The sequence below is a fragment of the Pseudomonas sp. MG-9 genome (assembly GCF_018729515.1).
Classification (GTDB): Bacteria; Pseudomonadota; Gammaproteobacteria; order Pseudomonadales; family Pseudomonadaceae; genus Aquipseudomonas; species Aquipseudomonas serboccidentalis.
This window is the reverse complement of record NZ_JAHHZH010000011.1, coordinates 1-22,982: the sequence shown is the minus strand read 5'-3', so window position 1 is coordinate 22,982 and position 22,982 is coordinate 1. Positions and strand designations below refer to the sequence as shown.

At 58.3% G+C, this 22,982-nt stretch carries 28 protein-coding genes, 1 tRNA gene and 3 pseudogenes; 18 read left to right on the top strand and 14 right to left on the bottom strand.

What is annotated here, in order from left to right; genetic code table 11:
• Window positions 1-24 precede the first annotated feature (24 nt).
• On the bottom strand, window positions 25-975 hold the full coding sequence (locus tag KKQ10_RS24950) for a GlxA family transcriptional regulator (RefSeq protein ID WP_215502585.1): 951 nt from the start codon (window positions 973-975) through the stop codon (window positions 25-27).
• A gap of 212 nt (window positions 976-1,187) precedes the next feature.
• Here KKQ10_RS24950 and KKQ10_RS24945 point away from each other — a divergent pair, with 212 nt between their 5' ends.
• On the top strand, window positions 1,188-1,910 hold the full coding sequence (locus tag KKQ10_RS24945; RefSeq protein ID WP_215502584.1) for a pirin family protein: 723 nt from the start codon (window positions 1,188-1,190) through the stop codon (window positions 1,908-1,910).
• Window positions 1,911-1,959: 49 nt separating this feature from the next.
• On the opposite strand, the gene KKQ10_RS24940 is transcribed toward KKQ10_RS24945, so the two are convergent.
• Window positions 1,960-2,376 (bottom strand): hypothetical protein, encoded by a 417-nt coding sequence (locus KKQ10_RS24940; protein WP_215502583.1) that lies wholly within the window; start codon window positions 2,374-2,376, stop codon window positions 1,960-1,962.
• A 249-nt stretch (window positions 2,377-2,625) separates the two neighbouring features.
• A complete protein-coding gene (locus KKQ10_RS24935) occupies window positions 2,626-3,501 on the bottom strand; it encodes a LysR family transcriptional regulator (protein WP_127650621.1) in 876 nt (291 codons plus the stop codon).
• 111 nt (window positions 3,502-3,612) lie between these two features.
• On the opposite strand from KKQ10_RS24935, the gene KKQ10_RS24930 reads away from it, so the two are divergent.
• From KKQ10_RS24930 to KKQ10_RS24920, 3 genes are all read left to right on the top strand, one after another.
• Window positions 3,613-4,812, top strand: a complete 1,200-nt coding sequence (locus KKQ10_RS24930) for a YbfB/YjiJ family MFS transporter (RefSeq protein WP_215502582.1) — start codon at window positions 3,613-3,615, stop codon at window positions 4,810-4,812.
• A gap of 61 nt (window positions 4,813-4,873) precedes the next feature.
• Window positions 4,874-5,872, top strand: a complete 999-nt coding sequence (locus KKQ10_RS24925) for an NAD(P)H-quinone oxidoreductase (RefSeq protein WP_215502581.1) — start codon at window positions 4,874-4,876, stop codon at window positions 5,870-5,872.
• A gap of 112 nt (window positions 5,873-5,984) precedes the next feature.
• Window positions 5,985-6,929, top strand: coding sequence for an alpha/beta hydrolase (locus tag KKQ10_RS24920; protein WP_215502580.1), 945 nt, complete (start codon window positions 5,985-5,987; stop codon window positions 6,927-6,929).
• On the opposite strand, the gene KKQ10_RS24915 is transcribed toward KKQ10_RS24920, so the two are convergent.
• Window positions 6,926-8,737, bottom strand: coding sequence for an ABC transporter ATP-binding protein (locus KKQ10_RS24915; RefSeq protein ID WP_215502579.1), 1,812 nt, complete (start codon window positions 8,735-8,737; stop codon window positions 6,926-6,928). The two genes, KKQ10_RS24920 and KKQ10_RS24915, sit on opposite strands and share 4 nt — an antisense overlap.
• Before the next feature lie 202 nt (window positions 8,738-8,939).
• Here KKQ10_RS24915 and KKQ10_RS24910 point away from each other — a divergent pair, with 202 nt between their 5' ends.
• Window positions 8,940-9,353 (top strand): VOC family protein, encoded by a 414-nt coding sequence (locus KKQ10_RS24910; RefSeq protein ID WP_215502578.1) that lies wholly within the window; start codon window positions 8,940-8,942, stop codon window positions 9,351-9,353.
• Window positions 9,354-9,410: 57 nt separating this feature from the next.
• Here the strand turns inward: KKQ10_RS24910 and KKQ10_RS24905 are convergent, their stop codons facing one another.
• On the bottom strand, window positions 9,411-9,740 hold the full coding sequence (locus KKQ10_RS24905) for a hypothetical protein (protein ID WP_215502577.1): 330 nt from the start codon (window positions 9,738-9,740) through the stop codon (window positions 9,411-9,413).
• A gap of 167 nt (window positions 9,741-9,907) precedes the next feature.
• Between KKQ10_RS24905 and KKQ10_RS24900 the strand changes: the two genes are divergently transcribed.
• Together KKQ10_RS24900 and KKQ10_RS24895 are read left to right on the top strand one after the other, a co-directional pair.
• On the top strand, window positions 9,908-10,183 hold the full coding sequence (locus tag KKQ10_RS24900; protein WP_215502576.1) for a hypothetical protein: 276 nt from the start codon (window positions 9,908-9,910) through the stop codon (window positions 10,181-10,183).
• A gap of 70 nt (window positions 10,184-10,253) precedes the next feature.
• Window positions 10,254-10,460 carry a hypothetical protein gene (locus KKQ10_RS24895; protein ID WP_215502716.1) on the top strand — a complete coding sequence of 69 codons (207 nt, stop codon included), beginning with the start codon at window positions 10,254-10,256 and terminating at the stop codon, window positions 10,458-10,460.
• Window positions 10,461-10,574: 114 nt separating this feature from the next.
• On the opposite strand, the gene KKQ10_RS24890 is transcribed toward KKQ10_RS24895, so the two are convergent.
• Window positions 10,575-11,018, bottom strand: coding sequence for a tautomerase family protein (locus tag KKQ10_RS24890; RefSeq protein ID WP_215502575.1), 444 nt, complete (start codon window positions 11,016-11,018; stop codon window positions 10,575-10,577).
• Between the two features lie 105 nt (window positions 11,019-11,123).
• Here KKQ10_RS24890 and KKQ10_RS24885 point away from each other — a divergent pair, with 105 nt between their 5' ends.
• Window positions 11,124-12,086 (top strand): GlxA family transcriptional regulator, encoded by a 963-nt coding sequence (locus KKQ10_RS24885; RefSeq protein ID WP_127650663.1) that lies wholly within the window; start codon window positions 11,124-11,126, stop codon window positions 12,084-12,086.
• A 23-nt stretch (window positions 12,087-12,109) separates the two neighbouring features.
• Window positions 12,110-12,685: an NADPH-dependent FMN reductase gene (locus KKQ10_RS24880; protein ID WP_353844756.1), complete on the top strand. Its 576-nt coding sequence runs from the start codon at window positions 12,110-12,112 to the stop codon at window positions 12,683-12,685.
• 94 nt (window positions 12,686-12,779) lie between these two features.
• Here KKQ10_RS24880 and KKQ10_RS24875 read toward each other — a convergent pair whose 3' ends face one another.
• A complete protein-coding gene (locus KKQ10_RS24875; RefSeq protein ID WP_215502574.1) occupies window positions 12,780-13,682 on the bottom strand; it encodes a LysR family transcriptional regulator in 903 nt (300 codons plus the stop codon).
• A gap of 117 nt (window positions 13,683-13,799) precedes the next feature.
• Between KKQ10_RS24875 and KKQ10_RS24870 the strand changes: the two genes are divergently transcribed.
• The 3 genes from KKQ10_RS24870 to KKQ10_RS24860 are packed head-to-tail and all read left to right on the top strand — an operon-like array spanning window position 13,800 to window position 15,877.
• The gene (locus KKQ10_RS24870) at window positions 13,800-14,219 is read left to right on the top strand and encodes an ester cyclase (protein WP_215502573.1); all 420 of its coding nucleotides are present in this window, start codon (window positions 13,800-13,802) and stop codon (window positions 14,217-14,219) included.
• 3 nt (window positions 14,220-14,222) lie between these two features.
• Entirely contained in the window at window positions 14,223-15,284 is a 1,062-nt protein-coding gene (locus KKQ10_RS24865; RefSeq protein ID WP_215502572.1) for an SDR family oxidoreductase, read from the top strand.
• 50 nt (window positions 15,285-15,334) lie between these two features.
• Window positions 15,335-15,877 carry a histidine phosphatase family protein gene (locus KKQ10_RS24860; protein ID WP_215502714.1) on the top strand — a complete coding sequence of 181 codons (543 nt, stop codon included), beginning with the start codon at window positions 15,335-15,337 and terminating at the stop codon, window positions 15,875-15,877.
• Window positions 15,878-15,958: 81 nt separating this feature from the next.
• Here KKQ10_RS24860 and KKQ10_RS24855 read toward each other — a convergent pair whose 3' ends face one another.
• Window positions 15,959-17,020: an acyltransferase family protein gene (locus KKQ10_RS24855; RefSeq protein WP_215502571.1), complete on the bottom strand. Its 1,062-nt coding sequence runs from the start codon at window positions 17,018-17,020 to the stop codon at window positions 15,959-15,961.
• 81 nt (window positions 17,021-17,101) lie between these two features.
• On the opposite strand from KKQ10_RS24855, the pseudogene KKQ10_RS28490 reads away from it, so the two are divergent.
• Both KKQ10_RS28490 and KKQ10_RS28485 read left to right on the top strand, forming a co-directional pair.
• Window positions 17,102-17,263 (top strand): annotated as a pseudogene (locus tag KKQ10_RS28490) (DUF159 family protein); the annotation flags it as partial.
• Window positions 17,264-17,351: 88 nt separating this feature from the next.
• Window positions 17,352-17,556 (top strand): annotated as a pseudogene (locus KKQ10_RS28485) (tyrosine-type recombinase/integrase); the annotation flags it as partial.
• 103 nt (window positions 17,557-17,659) lie between these two features.
• Here KKQ10_RS28485 and KKQ10_RS24850 read toward each other — a convergent pair.
• Window positions 17,660-17,728, bottom strand: a tRNA-Pro gene (locus KKQ10_RS24850).
• Between the two features lie 171 nt (window positions 17,729-17,899).
• Between KKQ10_RS24850 and KKQ10_RS24845 the strand changes: the two genes are divergently transcribed.
• From KKQ10_RS24845 to KKQ10_RS24835, 3 genes are all read left to right on the top strand, one after another.
• The gene (locus KKQ10_RS24845; RefSeq protein WP_215502570.1) at window positions 17,900-18,109 is read left to right on the top strand and encodes a hypothetical protein; all 210 of its coding nucleotides are present in this window, start codon (window positions 17,900-17,902) and stop codon (window positions 18,107-18,109) included.
• Window positions 18,110-18,189: 80 nt separating this feature from the next.
• Window positions 18,190-18,546 (top strand): hypothetical protein, encoded by a 357-nt coding sequence (locus tag KKQ10_RS24840; protein ID WP_353844755.1) that lies wholly within the window; start codon window positions 18,190-18,192, stop codon window positions 18,544-18,546.
• A gap of 35 nt (window positions 18,547-18,581) precedes the next feature.
• Window positions 18,582-19,262, top strand: coding sequence for an SOS response-associated peptidase family protein (locus tag KKQ10_RS24835; RefSeq protein ID WP_215502569.1), 681 nt, complete (start codon window positions 18,582-18,584; stop codon window positions 19,260-19,262).
• 1 nt (window position 19,263) lies between these two features.
• Here the strand turns inward: KKQ10_RS24835 and KKQ10_RS24830 are convergent, their stop codons facing one another.
• The 3 genes from KKQ10_RS24830 to KKQ10_RS24820 form a co-directional block, all read right to left on the bottom strand.
• Window positions 19,264-19,494, bottom strand: coding sequence for a hypothetical protein (locus KKQ10_RS24830; protein ID WP_215502712.1), 231 nt, complete (start codon window positions 19,492-19,494; stop codon window positions 19,264-19,266).
• Window positions 19,495-19,638: 144 nt separating this feature from the next.
• The gene (locus KKQ10_RS24825) at window positions 19,639-20,178 is read right to left on the bottom strand and encodes a lysis system i-spanin subunit Rz (RefSeq protein WP_215502568.1); all 540 of its coding nucleotides are present in this window, start codon (window positions 20,176-20,178) and stop codon (window positions 19,639-19,641) included.
• Window positions 20,178-20,600: a cell wall hydrolase gene (locus KKQ10_RS24820; protein ID WP_215502567.1), complete on the bottom strand. Its 423-nt coding sequence runs from the start codon at window positions 20,598-20,600 to the stop codon at window positions 20,178-20,180. Before KKQ10_RS24820 ends, KKQ10_RS24825 begins: the two co-directional genes overlap by 1 nt.
• Window positions 20,601-20,661: 61 nt before the next feature.
• Between KKQ10_RS24820 and KKQ10_RS24815 the strand changes: the two genes are divergently transcribed.
• Window positions 20,662-21,774 (top strand): acyltransferase family protein, encoded by a 1,113-nt coding sequence (locus KKQ10_RS24815; protein ID WP_215502566.1) that lies wholly within the window; start codon window positions 20,662-20,664, stop codon window positions 21,772-21,774.
• A gap of 23 nt (window positions 21,775-21,797) precedes the next feature.
• On the opposite strand, the gene KKQ10_RS24810 is transcribed toward KKQ10_RS24815, so the two are convergent.
• Both KKQ10_RS24810 and KKQ10_RS24805 read right to left on the bottom strand, forming a co-directional pair.
• Window positions 21,798-22,133, bottom strand: a complete 336-nt coding sequence (locus tag KKQ10_RS24810) for a tail fiber assembly protein (RefSeq protein ID WP_215502565.1) — start codon at window positions 22,131-22,133, stop codon at window positions 21,798-21,800.
• A gap of 4 nt (window positions 22,134-22,137) precedes the next feature.
• A pseudogene (locus tag KKQ10_RS24805) lies at window positions 22,138-22,982 on the bottom strand (hypothetical protein); the annotation flags it as partial.

Sequence of the window (22,982 nt, the reverse complement as noted above, 5' to 3'; positions counted from 1 at the left end):
ATGCACCGGACGGACACAACCGCTCTAGCTGAACTGTTCGCGGTACTGCGCCGGGGTCAGGCCGAGCTTTTCAGCGAACAGAAAACGCATATGGCGCACGCTGCCGAAACCACTTTTATAAGCCACGGTCTTCAACGGCAGCTCGCTGGTTTCCAGAAGATTACGCGCGCAATCGATACGGGCGTTCTGCAGAAACTCCATCGGTGTCATGTTCACATCCCGCGCGAACACCCGCGCAAAGTGCCGGGTACTCATGTTCGCCAGACCGGCCATGCGCTCAACCGTGAATGCTTGGTCGAGGTGTTCCAGCACATGGTTCTGCACGCGGGTGATGGCGGTTTCCTGCGGAGCCACCGCCGCCATCAATGGGCTGAACTGCGCTTGTCCGCCCTGACGCTTCATCACCACCAGCAGGACCTTGGCCACGTCCTGGGCGACTTTTTTCCCGTGATCCCGGGCGACCACGGCCAACGCCAGGTCGATGCCGGCAGTCACGCCTCCCGAGGTGATCAGGCGGCGGTCTTCGGTGTAGATCTGGTCAGTCTCCACCTGCGCCTTGGGGAAGGCCTTGATCAGCCGTTCGGTGTAGTTCCAGTGGGTCGTCACGCGATAGCCATCGAGCAGACCGGCATGCCCGAGCACAAAGGCCCCGGTGCAGATCGAACCGTAGCAACCAGCCTGTCCCACCGCCCGTCGCAGCCAGGCGAGCAACGCCGGGTGCTTTTCGTTGTAGGCCCCCGGACCGCCCGGCACCAGCAGCAGGTCGCAGGCCAGGGCCGGGTCGTCGATATGGCGGTCGGCCTGCACCTGCACGCCATTGGACGCGCGCAACATCCCGCGCTCGGTGCCGAGGGTGATCAACTGGTAATGATCTTCAGGTTTCAAGTAGCGATTGGCGACCGAAAACACCTCCATGGGCCCGGCCATGTCGAGCAGTAAAAAGTCGGGAAACAGCACCATAGCCACGGTTTTCATGGGTGAACATCACTGAAATCAAGGAAAAGTAAGCAGAGCTCGTATTATGGCCAAGTGCGCGGCGAGCGGCGAAAAGAATACGTGATCGGGTACGCAAAACTGTCAACCTGAGAGGGACAGTGTTTCAATTTCCATCTACTTATTGCTCGAACCGGTTAACAGTAACCTTCTCCTCACTCGGACGAATCAACGTCCCACCAGGAGATTTCATCATGCTGACGCTTCGCAAAGCTTCCGACCGCGGCCTCGCCAATCATGGCTGGTTGAAGTCCTTCCACACCTTCTCCTTCGCCAGCTACCGTAACCCGCGTGAGCAGGGTTTTTCCGACCTGCTGGTGATCAACGACGACCGCGTGGCGGCCGGCAAGGGCTTCGGCCAGCACCCGCACCGCGACATGGAGATTTTCTCCTACGTGCTTGAAGGCGCACTGGAACACAAGGACACCCTCGGCACCGGTTCGGTGATCCGCCCCGGTGACGTGCAACTGATGAGTGCCGGCAGCGACGTGGCCCACAGCGAGTTCAACCATTCGGCCACCCGACCTGTGCACTTTCTGCAGATCTGGATCGTACCGGAAGTGGCCGGCGCCAAGCCGCGCTACCAGCAGGAGCACTTCAGCGCGCAGAAAAAACGCGGTCGCCTGCAACTGATCATCTCGCCGGACGGCGCGGATGGCTCACTGAAAGTACGTCAGGACGCCCGGGTCTTCGCCGGCCTGTTCGACGGCAAGGAAAGCGCGACGCTGCAACTGCCGGCCAACCGTTATGCCTACGTGCATGTAGCGCGTGGCAGCGTTGAACTCAACGGCGTGCAGTTGCAGGAAGGCGACGGTGTGCGGGTTCGTGAAGAACAGGCACTGACCTTGAGCAACGGCGTGGATGCCGAGGTGCTGATGTTTGATCTGCGGCCGCAGGAGTTGCCGCAAATGCCATGAGGCAGGGTTGTAACGCCTACGAAAACGGCCTTCTTTTGAAGGCCGTTTTTTATTGTGGAGGCAGTGGCGTTGGCAGCACCGACGGTTTTGGTGTGTGAGCGTCCTTGCCTGCTTGAACCGCCGCGAAGGTCGTTTGTATGGCGACATACATATTCGCTTGATTGGCGTAATAAGCACCGACGACGATGGCGACTATCCCCAGTAACTGGACGGCCGTTGCAGCCCAGACATTGGCTTTGACGGTCGCCCCTTGCCTTGCTGCGTCCTGCGCGCCGTCGGCAATCCTGCGCATTTCTTGCGTAATCAGGTCGTAGCGTCTGTCTCGTTCGACTTGAGTTTTGTCCCGCTCTCCCTGAACAGATAGAAACCCGTCAATTTTCATTGATACCGCGTCCAGTCGAGCATCCATTCGTGTCTCGATGGTCTCGATCCTGGCATTGAATTCTTCGCGACTGATGGCGCCCATGACTTGCGTTCCCTGGCCTTTACTCGTTGTGTCACTGCTTTGAAAGTGACTGAATTCCCTGGCTTCCAATTCGACACCTTTATCGGGCTACCGATACCGTCCGTGGTATGTCACTCCAGTACATGCGTGCTGCCTTGCACCAGCCTTTGAAACGATAGCCCTCGGTCCTCCGGCCTACAAGCCAGCGGTTTCTGCTATCGGCGTAGGCCGTTTCATCAGGATTTGTGAGTTCGCCGATGCCAGTGTGCGCTACTCATTTTCCGAGGCAAACACCTCGACGATCTGTTCAATCACCGCCCTCACCCGCGCGGTATGGCGTAGATCCGCATGGGTCACCAACCACACTTCATAGGGCTGCGGCCGGGTACGCTGCGGCCAGAGCCTGACCAGTCCGTCGCGCTCGCCCATGTACACCGGGATTTCTCCTACACCCAACCCTGCTGCAATCGAACGGCGCACGAGCAGGCTGGAACTGAGGCTGGCGACAATCCGGCCGCGACTTAGCGGCTCCGACACCAGGGTCAGGTCCTTTTGGCTTTGCAGGTACGGTTGATAGACCACCAGATCATGCCCCTCGAACGCTGTGTCCGGCTGCGGCATGCCATTGGCGTCGATATACGCTTGGGATGCGAACAGTCCCACCGGCCATCGGGCAATGCGACGGGCAATCAGATCAGGGTTGTCGGGTCGGGTGTTGCGCACCGCGATATCCGCCTCGCGCTTGGCCAGGTTGAGAATCTGCGTGGACGCATCCAGTTGCACTCGCACGTCCGGGTGCTGCTCGTGCAAACGGGCAATGGCCGGGATCAGAAAGTCGATGGCCAGCGAATCGGTGGTACTGACGCGCACCGTGCCGGTCAGGCGATCATCCAGGCCCTGGATTTGCCGCTCCAGCTCCAGTGCCGAATGCTCCATTTTCTCCACACTCTTGAGCGCTGCCTCACCGACCGCGGTCAATGCGTAGCCGTCGGAGGTGCGCAGGAACAACGTCGCACTCAGGGATTTTTCCAGTGCCGTGATCCGTCGCCCGACCGTGGCCTGATCCACCCCCAGCACCCGCGCCGCGCCCCGTAGGGTCGACTCGCGGCAAACGGCGAGAAATACCCGTGCATCATCCCAATTCATGCTGTCTCCCAGTGATGCAGATTCGCATCGTAGTGCCGCTTAATCGCTGCATTAACGCAGCAACGATAGCCGATATGCTGGACGCCATAAACCTTCCGCGAGATCGCTATCATGCGCACTTCAACCTCCACCGGTATCTGGCTGCCGATCTTCGCCGGCCTCTGCGCCAGCCTGGTCAGCATCGGGCTGGCGCGTTTCGCTTACACCCCGTTGATCCCTTCGCTGATTGAAGCGCAGTGGTTCAGCGCCAATGATGTGGTCTACCTCGGTGCGGCCAATCTGGTCGGCTATCTGATCGGCGCCCTGCTCGGCCGGCCGACAGCGCGCCAGCTCGGCAATAAAAATGCCTTGCGGCTGATGATGCTGGTGGTCACGGCGGCTTTTTTTGCCTGTGCGTTTCCGTTGTCGGTGAGCTGGTTCTTCGGCTGGCGACTGCTGTCGGGGATTGCCGGTGGCGCGATCATGGTGCTGGTGGCCGCGACCGTACTGCCACACGTTCCGGCGGCTCGTAAGGGGCTTGCCAGCGGTGCGATCTTTCTCGGCATCGGTCTTGGCATTGCCGGCTCCGGGACGCTGGTACCGCCGCTGTTGAGCCTTGGCTTGCAAGCGACATGGCTGGGTCTGGGGGCCTTGGCCTTGTTGCTGACGGCGCTGAGCTGGTTCGGTTGGCCGTCTGATTTCCCGCACCCGCAGGTCGCGCATGAAAAGGCGCCCGTTGAAACGACGCCGCGCGGTGTGTATTTGCTGTTCGCCCAATACGCCTTCATGGCCGCCGGCCTGGTTCCGGCGATGGTGTTTCTGGTGGATTACGTGGCGCGTGGACTCGGCGCCGGGGCGCATGTCGGCGCGTTGATCTGGGTGATGTATGGTTTGGGCGCGATTGTCGGCCCGGTGAGTTACGGCTTTCTTGCCGATCAGCTTGGCGCGCGCTCAGGCATTCGCCTGGTGTTGGTGGTGCAGGCGATAGCCCTTGGGTTGCTGGCGATGTCCCACTCGTTTGTGGCGCTGGCGCTGCTGGCAGTGATACTCGGTTCATTTCCGCCCGGCATCGTGCCGCTCGCCCTTGCGCGGGTACATGAGCTGGTGCCGGAGCATCACCGCCAGCAGATCGCCTGGAGCCGTGCCACGGTGTCCTTCGCGACCTTTCAGGCGTTGGCCGGATTTGCCTATTCAGCGCTGTTCAATGCCAGCGGCGGTCACCACGCGTTGTTGTTCGTCATCGCCGCTGGCGCGATCGTCGTGGCGCTGCTGCTGGAGCAAGCCATGAAATGGCTGCCCGTCCCTATCGAACCGCACGGCTGCGCAAATTGAAGGGAATCATTGTTTGCGCAACACGCTCCCACTTACACAACCTGCACTCAGAGGAATCGATATGTCTCTGCCCAATGAAATGACCCGAATCGAAATCACCGAACCCGGTGGCCCCGAGGTCTTGCAACCCAAACACGTAGCGCTTGCGGTCGCTGCACAAGGTGAGGTGCTGATCCGCGTACACGCCGCCGGAATCAACCGGCCGGACGCTTTACAGCGTGCCGGCAAATACCCGATGAAACCTGGCATGAACCCGATCCCCGGGCTAGAGGTCGCTGGCGAAGTCGTGGCCCTCGGGGCCGGTGTCAGTCAGTTCGCTGTGGGCGACCAAGTCTGCGCGCTGACCAACGGCGGCGGTTATGCCGAATACTGCGCAGTCCCGGCTGGCCAGACCCTGCCGATTCCCCAAGGCCTGGATTGGGTACACGCCGCCGCGATCCCGGAAACCTTCTTTACCGTGTGGGCCAACCTGTTCGGCCTCGGTGGCGCCAGCCGTGGTCAACGCGCACTGATTCACGGTGGCACCAGCGGCATCGGCACTACCGCACTGATGCTGTGCCGCGAATTCGGTATAGAAGCGTTCGCCACCGCCGGCAGCCCGGACAAATGCGCAGCGATCCGCAATCTCGGTGGCGACGCGATCAATTATCGCGATGAGGATTTCGCTGCGGTCATCGCCGAAAAAACCGCAGGCCAGGGCGTCAATGTGATCCTCGACATCATGGGCGGATCGTATCTCAACAGTAACGTCAGCGCCCTGGCGATGGATGGCCGACTGGTCATGCTCGGTTTCCTCGGCGGCGCGCGGGCCAATGACTTTGATCTGCTGGCGATGATGGCCAAACGCGCGGTCATCACCGGCTCCCTCTTGCGTGCCCGCACCGCTGCCGAAAAAGCCGCGATTGCCGATCAACTGCGTGAACACGTATGGCCGCTGCTGGCGTCCGGGCGCTGCCTGCCGATGATCGACAAGGTCTACTCACTCGCCGACGCCGCTCAGGCTCACGCGCACATGGAGGCGGGTGACCATATCGGCAAGATCGTGCTGCGGGTAGCGTGAGTCCTTGCAGCATTTGGTAATCGTTGCGCCGGGGCGGTGGTCGAAAAACTCACGCGCAAACCGAGGCATCTGGTAAAAAGCCTTCTTTGTCTGCGCCTGGGTGAAACGTTTAATGTTCCTGTCCTTCATGACGCGTCTGCGCCGCCGCCGTTTGGCGTTTGCCTGCATGGCTGCGTTGATCATTGGCGTGCCGACCAGTTGTGCCGTGCTCGAACACACCGAGCGCAAGCTGCTGTTTCGCATCGAACCGGGCACAGCCGGCTGGTATCACGGCTTGCCCGGCAGCGTGCAGGAACTCGACCTGCAGCCAAAAAGTTTCAAGGCCGGGCAGAACATTCATGCCTGGTGGTGGCCGGCGGAACGGGCGAACGCCCCGGCAATCCTCTATCTGCATGGCGTGCGCTGGAACCTCACCGGACAGTTGTTCCGCATCGAGCAATTGCGCGCGGCGGGCTACTCGGTGCTGGCCATCGACTATCGCGGTTTCGGCCAGAGCAAAGGTGATCTGCCTTCGGAAAGCAGCGTGTACGAAGATGCCCGTGTAGCGTGGGAGCGCTTCAAACTGCTGCAGCCCGACCCGGGCAAGCGCCTGATCTACGGCCACTCGCTGGGTGGCGCCGTGGCCATTGATCTGGCGGCAGAACTCGGCCAGGACGCCGCCCGGGACCATACACCGCTGCCGGTCAAAGGCCTGGTGATCGAGTCGACGTTCACCTCCCTCGCCGACGTCGCGGCTGCCGTGGCCAACACCTCGTTGCCGGTGCGCTGGCTGCTGTCGCAGAAGTTCGACTCCATCGACAAGATCGCCGAGATTCACATGCCGCTGCTGGTGGTGCACGGCATGGCCGACGCATTCGTGCCGCCGCGCTTCAGTGAACAACTGTTCAATGCCGCTCGACAACCCAAGCGACTGCTGCTGGTACCGGGCGCCACCCACAACAACAGCATGGCGCTGGGCGGGCAGAATTACCGCAAGGCGATCGATGCACTGATGCAGTCCAGACCAGCCCCCCGCGTGGCCGGGCCGACGCTGGCACGCAGCGCCCAGGATTCCTAGCGATAGCCTCGGGCCTGCAGGTCGAACAGTCTGGCGTAATGTCCATTGGCCGCGATCAGTTGCGGGTGATCGCCCTGCTCCAGTATCCGTCCGGCCTCCAGCACGATGATCTGATCGGCGTTGCGCACACTGGAAAAGCGGTGGGAGATCAATAAGGTCATGCGACCTTCGGTGGTTTGGCTGAAATGCTCGAACACCGCCGCTTCCGCAGCCGGATCCAGGGCCGAGGTCGGTTCGTCGAGGATCAGGATGTCGGCATCGCGGCGCATGTACGCCCGGGACAGGGCAATCTTCTGCCACTGCCCACCGGACAACTCCTGACCACCGGCAAACCAGCGACCCAGCTGCGTGGCGTAGCCACGGTCGAGCCCCTCAATGAAGGGTGCGGCCATGCCTTCGGTAGCCGCTGCCTTCCAGCGCTGTTCTTCATTGAACGCCGCGGTATCACCGACGCCGATGTTCTCACCCACGGTGAACTGGTAGCGGATGTAGTCCTGGAAAATCACGCCGATACGCCGGCGCAACGTTGTCTCATCCCAATCCTGCAAGTCGCTGCCATCGAGCAGAATCCGGCCTTGATCGGGCCTGTACAGGCGGGTCAGCAGCTTGATCAGCGTGGTCTTGCCTGAGCCGTTCTCACCCACCAGCGCCATGCTCCTGCCCGGTACCAGATGCAGGTCGATGCCCTCCAGCGCCGTTCGGTTGGCCCCCGGATAACGGAAACCGACGTTTTCAAAGCGCAGACCATCGCCCGGTTGCGCGCCGACCGTGAGATGACCGGAATCGGCCAGCACCGGTTCGGCCAGGTATTCGTAGAGGTTGGACAGGTACAAACCGTCCTCGTACAAGCCGCTGATCGCGCTCAGGCTGCTGCTGACCGCGCCCTGTCCCTGCTTGAACAACACCAGGTACATGGTCATCTGGCCCAGACTGATATTGCCATGCACCGCGTCGATCACCACCCAGGCATAGGCAAGATAGAACGCTCCAGTGCCGAGCAGTCCGAGACCGAAGCCCCAGCCATCGCGACGCAGCGTCAGACGCCGGTCCTCGGCATAGAGCCTGGCAAAGGTGTCCCGGTAACGTTGCAACAGCAGCGGCGCGAAGCCGAACAGTTTGACCTCTTTGATGTAGGCCTCATGGGACAGCAGGGTTTCGATGTAATTTTGCTGCCGACTTTCTGGAGCACGACGGGTGAACAAGCGGAAAGCGTCACCGGAAAAATGCGCTTCGGCGAAGAACACCGGCAACGCACCCACCACCAGCAACACCAGCGCCCACGGCGAGAAATGCACCAGCAGCACGCCGAAGCTGATCAGCATGATCAGGTTCTGGATCAATCCCAGCGACTTCATCACCAGCGCCAGCGGCCGGGTCGAGGCTTCGCGGCGCACGCGGACCAGCTTGTCGTAAAACTCGGAGTTCTCGAACTGCACCAGCGACAGGGTCTGCGCCTTTTCCAGAATCAGCGTGTTGACCTTCTGCCCCAATTGCACCCGCAGCAGCGACTGCTGGACCGACAACGCCCGTTGCGTGCCGGACAACAGCGCCACCCCCCCCGCCTCCATCAGCACATAACGCAACACCGGCCACAGCGGCGCATCGCCCTGCTGTGCGTGCAACTGCATCGCCGTCACCACTGCGTCGACAATGCGCTGGCCCAGCCACGCGGCCAGCGCTGGCAGTACACCGGCAATCAAGGTCGCCAGCACCAAGCCCAGAAACAGTCCGCGTGAGGTCGCCCAGACCAGAAGCAAGGCGCGCCGGGCCTGATCCAACAGAGCGTGGAAGCGGGAAATCAAAGGCATGGAACGGTGAGCTCGACGGCAGATAGAGCCTGCCATGGTACTCCGCAGGTTTGATCCGTGCTGAAACCGCGCTTTTTCATGAGAAAAACATCTGGAAAAACTCTGCCCTTTCCGGCGTCCAATGCTCTGCTATGTTTTAACCGCCCCTCGCGGAACCTGACGAACATCGCCGCATTCCGCGCCTACTGCCAGGAACGCCACCATGCGAATCAATCCCTACCTGATCTTCAACGGCAACTGCCGTGAGGCCTTCACCTTCTACGAGCAAGCCCTGCAGGGAAAACTCGAAGCGATGATGACCTTCGGCGAAACACCCGCCGCCGAACACGTGCCGAAAGAGCACCACAACCTGGTCATCCACACCTGCCTGAAGGTCGGTGACCAGATGATCATGGCCTCCGACACCACGCCTGACCGGCCAACCGGGGGCATGAGCGGTTGCTCGATCTCCCTCAACGTCGACAGCATTGCCGAAGCCGAGCGAGTGTTTAATGCGCTGGCCAGGGACGGTCGCGTTGACATGCCGCTGGAAGCGACGTTCTGGGCCGCCCGTTTCGGCATGCTGGTGGATCGCTTTGGCGTGTCGTGGATGGTCAATTGCGAGAGCGACAAGTGAGGCTGAGGCCTCTTCAGGCATGAAAAAGCCCAACCTCTTCAGGCTGGGCTTCTTTGATTAGCGCTGGGCCAGCTCATGCCGCACGCATTGCTCGTAATAGGTTTGCTTGACCGCCGCCGGCTTGAGCCTCGACGTGCTGTTGTAGGTCTGCTCGGTAATCCCCATGGCCGTCATGCGCATCCACGGTTGCTGGAACTTGCGCACCTGCAGTTGCTTACGCGCGCCGTACAGGGAGATTCCCGACAGTTTCGACTGCTGGGCACCGGCGGCGATATCCGAACCCCATATACAGGCAAACCGATGACTTTTGCTCAACTCTTTCGCCTGAACTCCCGAGGCAAACGCAGCCAGGGAAAGCGTTGCAACGGTTATGACAATCGTCCGCATATAGCCAACCTAACCTTTTGAAAAAAGGCGAGTTTGCCCGGGATGATAAAACCCGGGGGCCAGCAATTTGCCGCCTTGTGTCAGGACCTACCGCTCGTCCAGCGACCTGCACCTTGGCCCTGCCCATGCTTCCAATGCGGTACAACCCTCGTACGGAAGGCCTGAAAATGAACAAGAAAATGGCAACCCTGGCACTGGCAAGTCTGCTGCTGATGGGCTCGGGCTTCACACTGGCATCCGAAGCGGCAGGATCTGCCGCACCGCCCACCGCCATTCCCGGCGTGAACCAGTCCAGCAACAAGTCCGAATCCAACGAAGAAAAAGCCAACAAAAAAGGTGAGGAAGCCTCTGGTTCAAACTCCGGCGCAGAATCGAAAGAAACCGAGAAAGACGCGGCCACCTCCAGCGACTCGGAAGATATTCAGAGCACGCCGAAACAGTAACCACTGGATTGAATGACAGCGAACGCCGATCATGCGGCAGATCGTCAATGACCTGCAGATGAATGACCGAATGCCGAAAAAGCCACCGCACCCCCCAGCCGCGACGACCACCGCAGCTGACATCGAACGCTCGATTCAGGCGCTTAACAAAATGGCCGAGCGCCTTTGGGGCGACGGCCGAGAAGCGGAGGCAAAGGCGCTGCTGGATGCACTGGATGCGCTGAACCGGGCGCTGGACCGGATCAGGATTGGTGAGAGCCGCCGGGTTCTGCATTGAGCCCGGTCTGCGCGCAGCGATCTAGGAGCCTTCGCGCAAAGCTCACGCGCATGAAAAAGACCAATGTCAGTTCATCACCAGCAACAGGCGCGCATCGAGCCATTGGCATCTATCCTAGTGCGCAAGATGTCCGTATCCGGCAGCACGGGTGAAGTCGGCCAAATGCCAGATATCACCGTTCGCCCCCCAGGTTCCGTCAACAACATCCTCGATTTGTATTGAACTCAGCAACTGGCGCTGATCCCCCGCTGCCAGGCTCGATTGCATCGCGTAATGCAGGTCGCGCACGTAGCGCTGGCGCATCGGCGCATCAAGAACGCCGGCAGGCACCTTGACGATGACCATGCATGGGACAATCCGGGCATGAGGAGCAACACCACCGCACAGCCATTCATCAGCCTGTACCTCCTCGATGAGCACCCAGCACAAGGCGCGCTGCTGAGGGGCATCGCCCATGTGTTCATTAATCATTGCCGCGTCACTCACGCTTCTAAGCAATTGCTGGCGCTGTAGCTGATTGAAAGCGCCGGTAGGCACCTTGATCAGGATGTTTGGCATGGCGAAACCTCGTTGTGACTCGTGGTTGACTGGAGGCGCCATTGGGCCAGTTATCTCCCGACTCGATAAGTGACCGATTCGTCTTCTTTCGGGCATAATCGGACAATGTATGATTTCACTGTTCTGGTCTTCCCCGGGTCGTTCAGCTCAAGCGTAGCCGTCACCCTGGATATCCTCGGCACCGCCGCAACACTTGCGCAGCGGCGAGGCCTTGCCGTGCCACGCTGGCGAGTGTGTGGACCTCAGTCCGGGCTGATAACGCTAGGGCAAGGCATGCAACTGTTGGTCGACGAACTGACGACAGACGTCGAGGACCATTCCTGCTGGATCATTCCGGGCCTTGGCATCAGCGACTTCGACGCGCTGCTGCAGCGTCTTGAAGAGGACTGGGTACTTCAGACGCTGCCCGCGCTGAGGGTACATGTGAATAAGGGAAATGAGATTGCGGCCTCGTGCTCGGCGGTCTTTCTCCTGCATGCCGCAGGACTACTGAGTGGTCGACAGGTAACCACCTCTTGGTGGCTCGCGCCCTGGCTGTCGAGCATTGCGCCTGATTGCATTGTCGACCCCAACGTCATGGTGCTCTGCGACCCACCCTTGACGACTGCTGGCGCAGCCTTCGCGCAAACTGACCTGATGCTGCACCTGCTGCGCAGACGCCTGTCGCCGGAGCTCGCCGACTATGTGGGCAAGGCTCTTCTCCTCGACAGCCGCCAATTGCAATCCCCATTCATCAATCCGGCAATCATGGCCCAGGGCAATACGCTGGTCGCCAACCTCACTGCCTACATAGAAGCACGCCTGCCCCATCCCCCCAGTGTCCCGAGCCTTGCGGCGTATGCCGGCATGTCTGAGCGAACGCTGTCACGGCACCTTCGAAAAGCAACCGGCCTCTCAACCCAATATCTGATCCAGCGTGTGCAACTGAACAGAGCCCGCGTGCTACTGGAAACCAGCAGATACTCCGTTGAATCCATCGCCGAGCAGGTGGGATACCAGGATGCCACGGCCCTACGGCGACTGATGCGCCGCCTGTTGAACGCGTCCCCAAAACAACTGCGCCGGTAAAATCTGTGCATGAGTTCAGGCTCGTGCGAAACTTCACCGACTTGCGAATCACGGACGTTGTTGAAATGGTGTGCCTGCTTGCTGTCTCTGGAAGTCTGCGCCAGACCTCCTCCAACTCGATTTTGCTACGAGCAGCTGAGCGTCTATGCCCCGACGGGGTATTGGTCAGGCATTACGAAGGTATAGGTGAATTGCCTCACTTCAACCCGGATCTGCTCGAGGATCCCCCCGAGACAGTCATAGCGTTATGGTCAATTATCGGGCAAGCGGATGGGCTGTTGTTTTCATGCCCCGAATACGCTCGAGGTATTCCCGGCTCATTCAAAAACATGCTCGATTGGCTCGTGAGCAGTGAAGAGTTTCCGGGCAAGCCTGTCGCGCTTTTCAACGCTTCGCCCAGAGCCAGTCACGCGCAAGCTGCATTGCGTCTGGTACTGGATACGATGTCAGCGCGCATCATCGAGGAAGCGTCAATGACTGTTAACCTCCTGTCCAGCCGATTGAGCGCCGAAAGCATTGCCGCCGACCCGGTGATGGGACCAATGATCGGTACTGCGCTCGACGCTTTTAAACGACGCCTCGACAATCAAAACCTATGATGCTCCAACATGGGTTTCACCCGGTGAAATCGGCTCTTCCTTCGAATTGCCATAGATACCCCGTACGCGGCAGAGATCGGTACTCTTCCGATACTCACAGGCTGCCCCCCAAGCGGTAGCCTTCGCCATTTTCCATGGACAGGGCTTCGAGCATCACCTGCTCCAGGATGGCAAAAAAACATTTGATGTGGGCCTGTTTCAAGGCCTGAGGCCGGGTCACCAGATAGACCTCCATATCAGGAAGGTGGATATCCGGGAACAGCTCGATCAGATCCTTCGCCAGTATCCGGGGCAATACAGCCACCCCCATACCTCGCCTCACCGATTCGAGTTGCGCAGCGAACGAGTTCACGCTGATCTGCGCGCGTTCCAGGCCCGCGGCCTTTGCCGTCCGCATTTGCGGCAACATATCCAGCGGAGGAAGCAAGGCAATGGTGACCGCAGTGGCCGGAGTCACCCCCGGATACCGTTTCAGATAACCGGCATCGGCGAAGACACCATAAGCGAGCCTGCCTATGGGTCGATAAATCAGCGACGGTTCGCCCAGGTGGGCAGTGCGTACAGCAATGTCCGCCACACCGCGGACGATCTTGTGAAAGTCAGTGGTTACCATCAACTCCACCGAGCAACGTGGGTGCAGAGACGTGAAACGACTCGCGGCCTCCAGCACGCACGACGAGAACCCCTCTCCGGCACTGACCAGGACACTGCCAGACAGCTCTGTGTTCAGCTCGGATATGCCCGCAGCGGCTTGACGCCTCAAACCCGCTTCCGCCGCCAGCGCCACTTCCACGAGGGATTGGCCCCGCGAGGTCAACCAGCATCCTTCAACACCCCGCTCGATGAGTGGCTCGCCCAGTGCGACCTCCAGTTGGGTCAGGCGGCGGGACACGGTAGACGCCGCGATCCCCAGAAACTGGCCAGCTTGAAGGAAGCTGCCACGCCGAGAAACTGCCAACAGCAGACGAAGATCGTCCCAATTTGCTTGCAACGCCATGCGTCCTGTCCTCCCTGGTCTGCATATGTGCAAAGCCATTATGCAGTAGTCGCTGTTTTTCGGGAGAGGCCTCAAAGGTATATCTGCAGGCCCTCGAAAACGAATGGAATGGACGATATGGCTACTGGCCCCAACGACTTTGCGGAACGCGCCGCCAGCGCCTTCAATCGCCATGATGTGGAGGCGATGCTTGCGCTGTTTTGCGAAGACTTCATCTACCTCGACAGCATGGGAATACAAACCGGTCGCGAAGCCATGCGCAAACGAGAGAACGCATTGCTCGAAGCACTCCCCGATGCCCATGTGATCTTCAGCCCATTCGCCGCCAGTCACGATCGCTTGGCGCTGACTGCCTTCCTGACCGGCACATTCGCCGCACCCTTGGTACTGCCGGACCGGGTGATTCCACCTCATGGACGCCATATCACCGCGTACTACGCCGCACACTTCACGTTCAAAGACGGGCTGGTCATTCGTGAAGAGGCCTTCTTCGACAGTGCAGTGCTGCTGCCGTTAACCCATCCGGCTGAGGGTTGAGCCATGCACAGTGTATTCGTTACTGGCTCGACCGGTTTGTTGGGTAACAACCTGGTACGTGAACTGGTCGCTCGTGGTTACGCGGTCAAAGCCCTGGTCCGTTCAAAAGCCAAAGGAGAACAGCAGTTCGACAATTTGCCGACTGTGGAACTGGTCGTCGGGGACATGGCCGATGTCGACGCATTCGCAGCGTCACTGCAAGGTTGCAATACGGTGTTTCACACCGCGGCGTTCTTTCGCGACAACTACAAGGGCGGCAACCACTGGAAGGAACTCGAAAAGATCAATGTCGCCGGTACGCGTGACCTGATTCACCAGGCCTACCGCGCCGGTATACGACGGTTCATCCATACGTCCTCCATAGCCGTGCTCGACGGCGCACCTGGCTCGCTCATTGATGAAACATGCCTGCGGGCGGACGCCGACGCGGATGACTACTACCGCAGCAAGATCCTCGCCGACCGGGTCGTCTTGTCGTTCCTGCAAGCACATCCCGAGATGCATGCCTGCATGGTCCTGCCCGGTTGGATGTGGGGCCCTGCCGACATTGGCCCGACCTCCTCGGGACAGTTGGTCAACGATGTCGTGCAGGGCAAGTTGCCCGGACTGATCCCAGGCAGTTTCTCCGTCGTCGATGCACGTGATGTGGCATTCGCGCTGATTGCTGCCGCCAAACATGGCCGACGCGGTGAACGCTATCTCGCGGCGGGTCGGCATATGACGATGCGTCAGTTGGTCCCTGTTCTAGGACGTATCGCGGGCGTCAAGACACCCGTTCGACAACTACCGTTCCCCCTTCTATACACTTTGGCGGCTGTGCAGGAGATCTATGCGCGCCTTACCGGCAAGCCCATTCTGCTGAGCATGGCCACGTTGCGTCTGTTAAGACGAGAGAATGACCGCAGCTGTTTCAACCATCACAAGAGTGAGCAGGAGCTTGGCCTGAGTTTCAGGTCGCTAGAGCTGACAATCACTGACACCGTGGCGTGGTACCGTGATCATGGCTGGTTTGAAAACCACAGTGCCTCGAAGAATAAAAGCTCATCCGTCATGATCGACATCTGACGTTGGGAAAAAACAAGGACGTAAAAACTGTGAAAAGGGAAATCATCCTGATGCGTCACGGCCAGCCAAAACTGGCCGCAACGGATAAAATTTCAGTGCACGAGATGAAAGACTGGATCGAACAATACGACCGATCCGAAATTACCCACCACCCGGTCCCACAGGCCAGTGTGCAACTCGCCGCAACCGCCACGGTGATTGTTTCAAGCAACGCGCCGCGTGCGCTGAGCTCCGTCCAGGCGCTCGGCTTGAAGCCTGCACTGGTCGACGCGCTTTTCTGCGAAGCACAACTACCTTATGGTCATTGGAAACTGCCACGACTATCGCCGTTTACCTGGGCAATTATCCTTCGCGTCTTATGGCTATGCGGTTACTCACGCAACGTCGAATCCGCCGGCGTTGCGAGGAGGCGCGCCAGTATGGCAGCCAAGCGATTGCAGTCCATTGCCGGCGATGGACCGGTTTTGCTGCTCGGTCATGGCTTGATGAATCGAATGATCGCCAAACAACTGATGGCCGATGGGTGGGCACGCCAAAAACGTAACGGCAGCCAGTATTGGAGTGCGACTGTGTACCAATATGGCGGTGTGTAAGAGGCGCCAACTGATCGGTTCTGCCGAACGAAAAAATCCAGACCCAATAAATAGGCCCGCTCAGCGGCGGGCCTATCCGGCCTAAATGTGAGAAAGCTCTCTGCGCTCTGGCCGCTTCATCACGCGGTGTATCCAGTTCTGGCTTGGTTTCTCGATCACCTGATAGCTCAGGAACCCAAAAGCCAGGGCGATCACGCCCCAGATGAACAAGATCAGCAGACCGGGCAACACATCAAAAAGGCCTGACATTTCGGTCAGCTTGAGCAATATCGCCAGCACCAGTTGGTGCCAGATGTAGATCGAGTAGGACGAGTCGCCCACCTTCTGCAACCAGGCCGGTAGTGTAACGCCGCTGGATATTTCAATGGCGATGGCGCCATAAACAATCAACGCGCAAGGGATAGTGAAGTACAGCGAGCGCCACCACGGTGCCCAGTTACCATTTTGAGAGTGAGCCCAGACCGCAACGCAAAACAGCGCCACACCCGCCATCAGGGACTGCCAGCCATACGCCTTTACGCCACGATCCACCATGAAGGCCAGGATGCATCCGGCGCCGAACTCAAGAATCAGCGGGCTCAGTGGCACGTAGTTGAACATTTGCAAGCCGCCGCCACTGGCCCAGATGGTCAGGCCGATCTGTAAAGCGATCCATCCAAGCACCAGCTCATACACCTGCTTTGGCCGAATCAGGATGATCAGCGCCAGCACCAAATAGAAGAACAGCTCGTAACAAAGTGTCCAGGCCAGTACCACACGGTTGTTGTTCGTAGTGGCCAGCGTCACCAGCCGCCAAACGCGCTCGGCTGCCATGCCTGGGTCAGCAGTCTGCACGTATGGCGCCAGGGCAAAGGATACTGCCAGGACGATCCAGTAGACGGGATACACCCGGAACAGGCGTTTAATGCCGAAGCGAGTTGCTGCCGTGATTGGGGCAAGATCCTCCCGACCGGCCTTCGCCGCCGTGTAGCAGACGATGAAGCCCGATATGACGAAGAACAGATCCACGCCAGCCGGGCCCACCCACCACCATTTGAAAAGAAACCAGTCAGCGCCCAAGCCGTGCTTGGTGCTGAGCAGATGAATTAGAAAGACCATGCAAGCCGCAACGCCGCGCATGGCCTGGAGGTTGTAGAATTTCATTCCCTGATCCTTTTTTAATTGCGCGGATCATATACACAACCGCATGTATCCTCCAGCTATCGGCCTCCCGGTGGTGCTGACGCCGGATTGGCCCAAGAATGGCGGGCCCCGGCCACGCCGAAAGAACGCACCGAGCAGATGGTCCTGCACCAGGGCGAGCCGACAGCGGTTTTCGAATGGTTCAAGGTTGATCGGGCTGTGGGGAATGTCCGCAACCAAGGCTCGGAGCTAATCACCGACTGACTCAGCTCTTCGTCAGCATCTTCAGGCGCTCCACCAGCGCAACTTCAAAAATGATGTACAGCCTTTCAGCTGTCGCCGGCGCGCAATCAAGGTCAACACCGGTTGCCGGGAGCAGGAGGTTTACAAAGCTTCAGTGGAATCGGGAAATTGCGGTATCGGAACTGGGAACAAGTGTGTTCTTGATCCCGGCAGGGTTTGGGGGCAGTAGCACCAGGTCTGGCGTGAAGAACCGAGACGAACGTCCGGTCATTTTGAACGACGTGGCCAGGTTCGTGATCGAGAAACCATTCGGGCGCTGAGCCAGGGCATTTGATCGAGCTTTGCGCGGGTTTTGCGCAGGCACAAAAAAGCCGATCTGACTGATCGGCTCAAGTGTCTGATTTTACTCAGGAATAATGGTCGGGACGGAGTGATTCGAACACTCGACCCCTAGCACCCCATGCAAGCGGACTGATCTACAGCCCGCAAAAACAGAGGCTTCGCGCCGGGCGCTCGCTGCAACGATGCCCAACCGTGCGCAACCGTGTTTTACAAAGTCACTCGGAAAGTCACTGAGCCTTTTTGGCACCATCCCCGGCGTCCTGCCGATCTAACAATCCCCCTGCTACTCTGGTTTCGTCCACGGAGGAAACCAAAATGCCAAACTCTGATCTGCTCCCTTCCCTGCTCTTCAAGATCAACGAAAACCAACTCGCCCTCGAAGCCGCCATAATGGAACTGTCCAACTGGGTCGAGCAGCGCGGATCGGCCGATGTCGCCGAGAACATCCGCGGCGCACTCTGGACGATCGACAAAAATGAGGAGTTCATCAAGATGACGCTCGCTGTTTTGATGACACCTGACTGACAGCTCGTCGCCTCACCCTCGCCCACCTATCGCGCCTCGATTACTGTATATCCAAACAGTACAAAGCAAAGGCACCATCCGTGGACCCCTCCGATATCGAAAACACCGACGACTGGCTCGGCTGCCCGACGCCGCTCGAAACTTGTCGGCACCAGCTCGCCCTCTACGAAAATGAGTTCGAGGAACTGAACCTGCAGCTGCGCCAAGCCAGGGAACGGATATTCAAACTCGTCGAGATGAACGATGAATTGTCTGCCGGCAAAGCCAAAGCAGAAGCCGCATTCAAGAAATCTGCCGCTGATGCTGCGCGACTCCAAAGCGAACGAGGCGAACTACTCGGACAGGTGAACAGCCTTCTGCGCGTGTCCGATCAGCGTGACTACCTCTTCCTTGAGAATCAGCGCCTACTGAGGGAAGCTCGCGAGAGGAACAGCTGAAGGCTAGGCTCAGGGTTCACCTTGAGGATCAGTCGATGTGCGGACGACTCTCCCAGTACAGCGGTATTCACGACTTCGTGGCGGCGCTGAGCATGCCAAACGCCCTGATCAACTCAACCGGCGAACAGCCCTTCGAGCGGTACAACGCCGCGCCGACTGCTCAGCTCGCTCTCTTCCACCAAGAAGGCCAGTTCCTCCACGCCGACATGGTGCGTTGGGGATGGCGCCCGCACTGGGCCAAAGATCGGGCAGCGCCGATCAACGCCAGAGTCGAGAAAGTTGCCCACGGCCCATTCTTCCGCGCGATCTGGCCGCACCGGGCGATCATCGCGATCAACAACTGGTTCGAGTGGGTTGATGAGGGCGGGCCGAAGAAGCAGCCCTACCTGATCAGGCACCGGGACCAATCCCCGATCCTCTGCGCGGCCATCGGCCAATACCCGAATGAAGAGCATGGCCCCGGCGAGCATGATGGCTTCGTGATTATCACCGCCGACAGCGCCGGCGGCATGGTCGACATCCATGATCGGCGACCGGTGGCGTTATCGCCTCAGCTCGCCCGGGAATGGCTGGACCCGGCCACGCCGAAAGAGCGCGCCGAACAGATGGTGCTTCAGCAGGGCGAGCCGACAGAGGTGTTCGAGTGGTTCAAGGTTGACCGGGGCGTGGGCAATGTCCGAAACCAAGGCCCGGACCTGATCAAACCAGTCGAATGACTCAGCTCCTGGTCAGCGTTTTCAGGCGCTCCACCAGTGCGGCTTCAAAAATGATATACAGCCTTTCAGCATCACCGGTGCGCAAAGCTCCGCCGGTTTCCAATCCGAGCACGAAGCCGTCCGCCCGTGCCCCCGCCTTCACAGCGATGATCATCGAATCTGCCCGGACAATTTGCGCCAGCAGCCGATCTGCTTCCCGCTGCATTTTCTCGCTCAGCACTACACCTTCCACATCAGCCACCTATTACCTTCACTACGACATCCAATAAATGACAGAAAGTACGACTGAAACCCAGATAATCGTCATCACAATTGAGTAGCCAGCCAGTTGCTTGTCCATGTGTCCGCATCATCCAGTTCGAACCTAAATGATGGTTTACCGATAATCATCTCGCAACAATAGCGCCGAGCCATCATTCAGCGCACGCACGTAGGCCTGGCACGCCTGCAGCGCGATCAATCCCCGGTCGCCGGTGTCGGTGATGGCGATAATTCGTTGAGCATGCGCTGGGTCAAGTCGGGCGCGTACGGCTGCATGATCCACGCCGCCGGCACCGGCGGTGGCTGGCACCCCACAGCCTTTGGCAGCGTCGGTTGTGTCGAGGAGGACTGACAACCGCAAATCAGAAGTGGCAAGGCGATCGCGCAGGCGATCTTGGTCACGTTGGGCATCGGTCATTTTCCTGAAGTGGGTTTGCTCACTGGCCGCCAGCCGGTGCTCGAGCGCCAGCCGTTTGTCCTGCTCGGTCTGCTTCGCGGTGGCGGCGGCCTGGGTCAGTTGATTTAGGGTTTCGGCGTGCTGCTGGGCTTGCTGGGCCAATTGATTCCCGTAGTGCCAGTCCTGAAACTGCCAGGCGCTGCCGGCACCGATCAGCACCAACACCACTGCGCCCACCGTCTTCCACGGAACGACCATCACGGCACATCCTTGAAGAAGACGTGCCCGCCAAGCTTGAGGGTCTGCTTCGCCTTCGCCGCCCAGGCCGGCGCCTTGATGCTGGTGGCGTAGTAGTGCGTGGCGCCGCCGGTGGGATCTGACACCTTACCGTCGATCACCTGGTCAGCAGCGATCCGACATTGCGCCAGCTCGCGAAACGGGATTTCCTTCACGCCGATCAGGAACTGGTAGTTCGGGTCGGTCTTGTTCCAGCAGCTGAACTGATACGGCTTCTGGCACACGCCGGCATAGCCCTCGCCCCACCAAGACTTTTCCTTTCCATCAAACACACGGTTGCGGATCGTCCAGGCCACGGCCACTTGGCCGGCCGTCCCTTCGCCGCGAGCCTCGCCCCAGATTGTGCGAGCGAGGATGTCGCGGTCTTTTTCGGTTACAGGCATCACTTTTCTCCAGGTAAAAAAATACCCGCTCAGTGGCGGGTAACTATTGGGGTGTTTAGCCTTGTTTCTGTGGCTCAGACACAAGCCTGACGATACAATTCGCCAACTAAAATATGGCTTGGATGCGAAAATGCTTGGGATTTATCGATTTGGGCTAGCCGCGCTAGTCGTTGTCGCGCACCTGACTGAAGGTCGCCTTTTCTTCGAACATTGGGGTATTTTTGCGGTATTCGGATTCTATTTAATATCCGGCTACCTGATGACCATTGTCCTAAATGAAGCGTATTCTTTTAACTTGTCATCATTTGCGAAAAACCGATTCCTCCGGCTTTTTCCGATATATTACGTTGCAGCAATAATAACAATTATTGCAATGGTCGTGATTCCTGGAGCCAAGGAATATCATAACGCTTGGACCTTCACCGGCAGAGCCATAGACGTAGTAGGTAACCTATTCATTTTCCCATTCGAGTTTTATGACGCATCCTTCAGGCTAATCCCACCAGCTTGGTCGGTAGGCGTGGAACTTATCAACTACTTCATATTGTGGCTATTTGTTGCGAGAAGTAAAAAACTTGCGGTGATCACAGTCGCCGTGACGCTGATCTATCACGCTGCTACTTTCGCCATGGATATGGATTGGACCAAGCGCTATTTCCCGTTCTATGCTGCGCTTTTGCCATTCTCAATGGGTGCATGCATTTACTTCTTCAAAGACTTTGCGAAAAGACTAACTCCCGCCATGCTACACGCGATTGCTGGTGCATCCGTTCTTATCGGCGCGGCAAACCTTCTTGCTTGCGGGTTATTCTCGGGTCTCGCCTTCAAAAGCTTCAACCTGTTCTTCTATGTAAATCTACTTTGCATGGCAAGTTTTATTTACTGTGTCGCAAACTCAGACCTACAAAAGACTTTCAAGAGTTCAGGAAAATTGCTAGGGGATCTTGCTTACCCTATGTTTCTACTGCACCGAGTAGTCGGCTTCATCATGAGCTATCTGGTGCTGGATGGGCAGCGTCGAGGACTGAGCCTTGTTGCTGTATCCATCGTCCCAATACTGCTTCTTTCCTATGGCTTGGCCTGGTCGGCAAACAAATGGCTTGAGCCGTTGAGAAACGTCATTCGGCGTCAGTCAAAGGCAGAAAATTCACCAACGCCTGCTGAGACGGCGTAATCCCTGATCTATTCAGCGCCAACCTACGGGAGTGGTGGCCAGTCTGGCGTAACTGGCCACCCTTCGCGCTCAGGCGTTTTCCCTAACGAGCTACGGTATTTTTTCCAGACTTTCAATTTAACCAAATCCTCATCAGTTATTTCTTCGATATCGAAATCATCCTGCAATGGCTGAATTAAATCGTTTGCCGCTGCCATTCGAGCAGAAAGAATACTGCGGCTTTCGCGATCAGCATCGATTTTTGCGAGGTTATCGATCAGCCAATGAGGGATTTCCTCGACAAACGTTTCCCCCTCCAGCACCCCACGACTTTCAATGTAGGGCGCCCAAGAGGTTTCGGTGATTACAAATCCTTCCATTATGTTATCGCTCCGCGCTGTAGCCAATAATGTCAAAGTTCGCGCTGCCACCGGCTGCTACAAAGAAAAATACAAAGCTCAGATTAACCAGCGGCAGCCTGAGCACCTGTCTCGTCGAGCTATCAATGCCTCGGACAAGCATGTACTGGAATTCGTAATCAGTGATCCAGAGCGTCGGCCCACCAGTTCCTGCAGTAGCGTTGTGACAGCTAACCAAGGCACACTTCGCGATTGGAGGGACGATAGAAATTAGATACACCGTATACGGTGTAACCGAGTTGTTCCCTGCAACAATTCGATAGGGTGCTGCGTTCAATATGTTCCTATATTCCATCAGATCGCCATTTTGTACCGTCTTCAAGAAGCTCCCCCCCGAACCACTTCTGATACAAAAAAGAAATCTCCTCGTCGGGTCACCTGACTTATGCCTTGCAGTTCCACCGGTATATGCATCTGCTATTGTTGTGCTCAGCTCAAGAGTCGGCGACCCAGAGTTACTATAAAGATACAAGTAATAGAACGTATCAGAGGCCAAGCTACCGGCAGCAATGTTCAGGATGAGAGAGTTATTAACCTCTAACGTTCTTGATAGTCCTGGTATATATGCTGCGCCAGGCGAAATGCTGATTTGTGTTCCGGACACCCATGTGAAGTTGAGCCCCTCGATGTAGCCTTTCGATACCCCGCCCTGCGCAACGGTGAGAGCCTTGGTTACGGCATTGAGTTCGGTGATGTCGCTGTTGGCACCACTCTTCGCGGCAGCCAGACCAGCTCGTGCTGTTGGCTGGTCATTGCCACCGGTGCCGCCTTTTTCGACGGGTAAAATCTCATAATTGCCGGTAGTGCCCA

Bases quoted from the DNA above. Each gene is read 5' to 3' on its own strand.
- KKQ10_RS24950 (WP_215502585.1), bottom strand. From the start codon at position 975: ATGAAAACCGTGGCTATGGTGCTGTTTCCCGACTTTTTACTGCTCGAC.
- KKQ10_RS24945 (WP_215502584.1), top strand. From the start codon at position 1,188: ATGCTGACGCTTCGCAAAGCTTCCGACCGCGGCCTCGCCAATCATGGC.
- KKQ10_RS24940 (WP_215502583.1), bottom strand. From the start codon at position 2,376: ATGGGCGCCATCAGTCGCGAAGAATTCAATGCCAGGATCGAGACCATC.
- KKQ10_RS24935 (WP_127650621.1), bottom strand. From the start codon at position 3,501: ATGAATTGGGATGATGCACGGGTATTTCTCGCCGTTTGCCGCGAGTCG.
- KKQ10_RS24930 (WP_215502582.1), top strand. From the start codon at position 3,613: ATGCGCACTTCAACCTCCACCGGTATCTGGCTGCCGATCTTCGCCGGC.
- KKQ10_RS24925 (WP_215502581.1), top strand. From the start codon at position 4,874: ATGTCTCTGCCCAATGAAATGACCCGAATCGAAATCACCGAACCCGGT.
- KKQ10_RS24920 (WP_215502580.1), top strand. From the start codon at position 5,985: ATGTTCCTGTCCTTCATGACGCGTCTGCGCCGCCGCCGTTTGGCGTTT.
- KKQ10_RS24915 (WP_215502579.1), bottom strand. From the start codon at position 8,737: ATGCCTTTGATTTCCCGCTTCCACGCTCTGTTGGATCAGGCCCGGCGC.
- KKQ10_RS24910 (WP_215502578.1), top strand. From the start codon at position 8,940: ATGCGAATCAATCCCTACCTGATCTTCAACGGCAACTGCCGTGAGGCC.
- KKQ10_RS24905 (WP_215502577.1), bottom strand. From the start codon at position 9,740: ATGCGGACGATTGTCATAACCGTTGCAACGCTTTCCCTGGCTGCGTTT.
- KKQ10_RS24900 (WP_215502576.1), top strand. From the start codon at position 9,908: ATGAACAAGAAAATGGCAACCCTGGCACTGGCAAGTCTGCTGCTGATG.
- KKQ10_RS24895 (WP_215502716.1), top strand. From the start codon at position 10,254: ATGCCGAAAAAGCCACCGCACCCCCCAGCCGCGACGACCACCGCAGCT.
- KKQ10_RS24890 (WP_215502575.1), bottom strand. From the start codon at position 11,018: ATGCCAAACATCCTGATCAAGGTGCCTACCGGCGCTTTCAATCAGCTA.
- KKQ10_RS24885 (WP_127650663.1), top strand. From the start codon at position 11,124: ATGTATGATTTCACTGTTCTGGTCTTCCCCGGGTCGTTCAGCTCAAGC.
- KKQ10_RS24875 (WP_215502574.1), bottom strand. From the start codon at position 13,682: ATGGCGTTGCAAGCAAATTGGGACGATCTTCGTCTGCTGTTGGCAGTT.
- KKQ10_RS24870 (WP_215502573.1), top strand. From the start codon at position 13,800: ATGGCTACTGGCCCCAACGACTTTGCGGAACGCGCCGCCAGCGCCTTC.
- KKQ10_RS24865 (WP_215502572.1), top strand. From the start codon at position 14,223: ATGCACAGTGTATTCGTTACTGGCTCGACCGGTTTGTTGGGTAACAAC.
- KKQ10_RS24860 (WP_215502714.1), top strand. From the start codon at position 15,335: ATGCGTCACGGCCAGCCAAAACTGGCCGCAACGGATAAAATTTCAGTG.
- KKQ10_RS24855 (WP_215502571.1), bottom strand. From the start codon at position 17,020: ATGAAATTCTACAACCTCCAGGCCATGCGCGGCGTTGCGGCTTGCATG.
- KKQ10_RS24845 (WP_215502570.1), top strand. From the start codon at position 17,900: ATGCCAAACTCTGATCTGCTCCCTTCCCTGCTCTTCAAGATCAACGAA.
- KKQ10_RS24835 (WP_215502569.1), top strand. From the start codon at position 18,582: ATGTGCGGACGACTCTCCCAGTACAGCGGTATTCACGACTTCGTGGCG.
- KKQ10_RS24825 (WP_215502568.1), bottom strand. From the start codon at position 20,178: ATGGTCGTTCCGTGGAAGACGGTGGGCGCAGTGGTGTTGGTGCTGATC.
- KKQ10_RS24820 (WP_215502567.1), bottom strand. From the start codon at position 20,600: ATGCCTGTAACCGAAAAAGACCGCGACATCCTCGCTCGCACAATCTGG.
- KKQ10_RS24810 (WP_215502565.1), bottom strand. From the start codon at position 22,133: ATGGAAGGATTTGTAATCACCGAAACCTCTTGGGCGCCCTACATTGAA.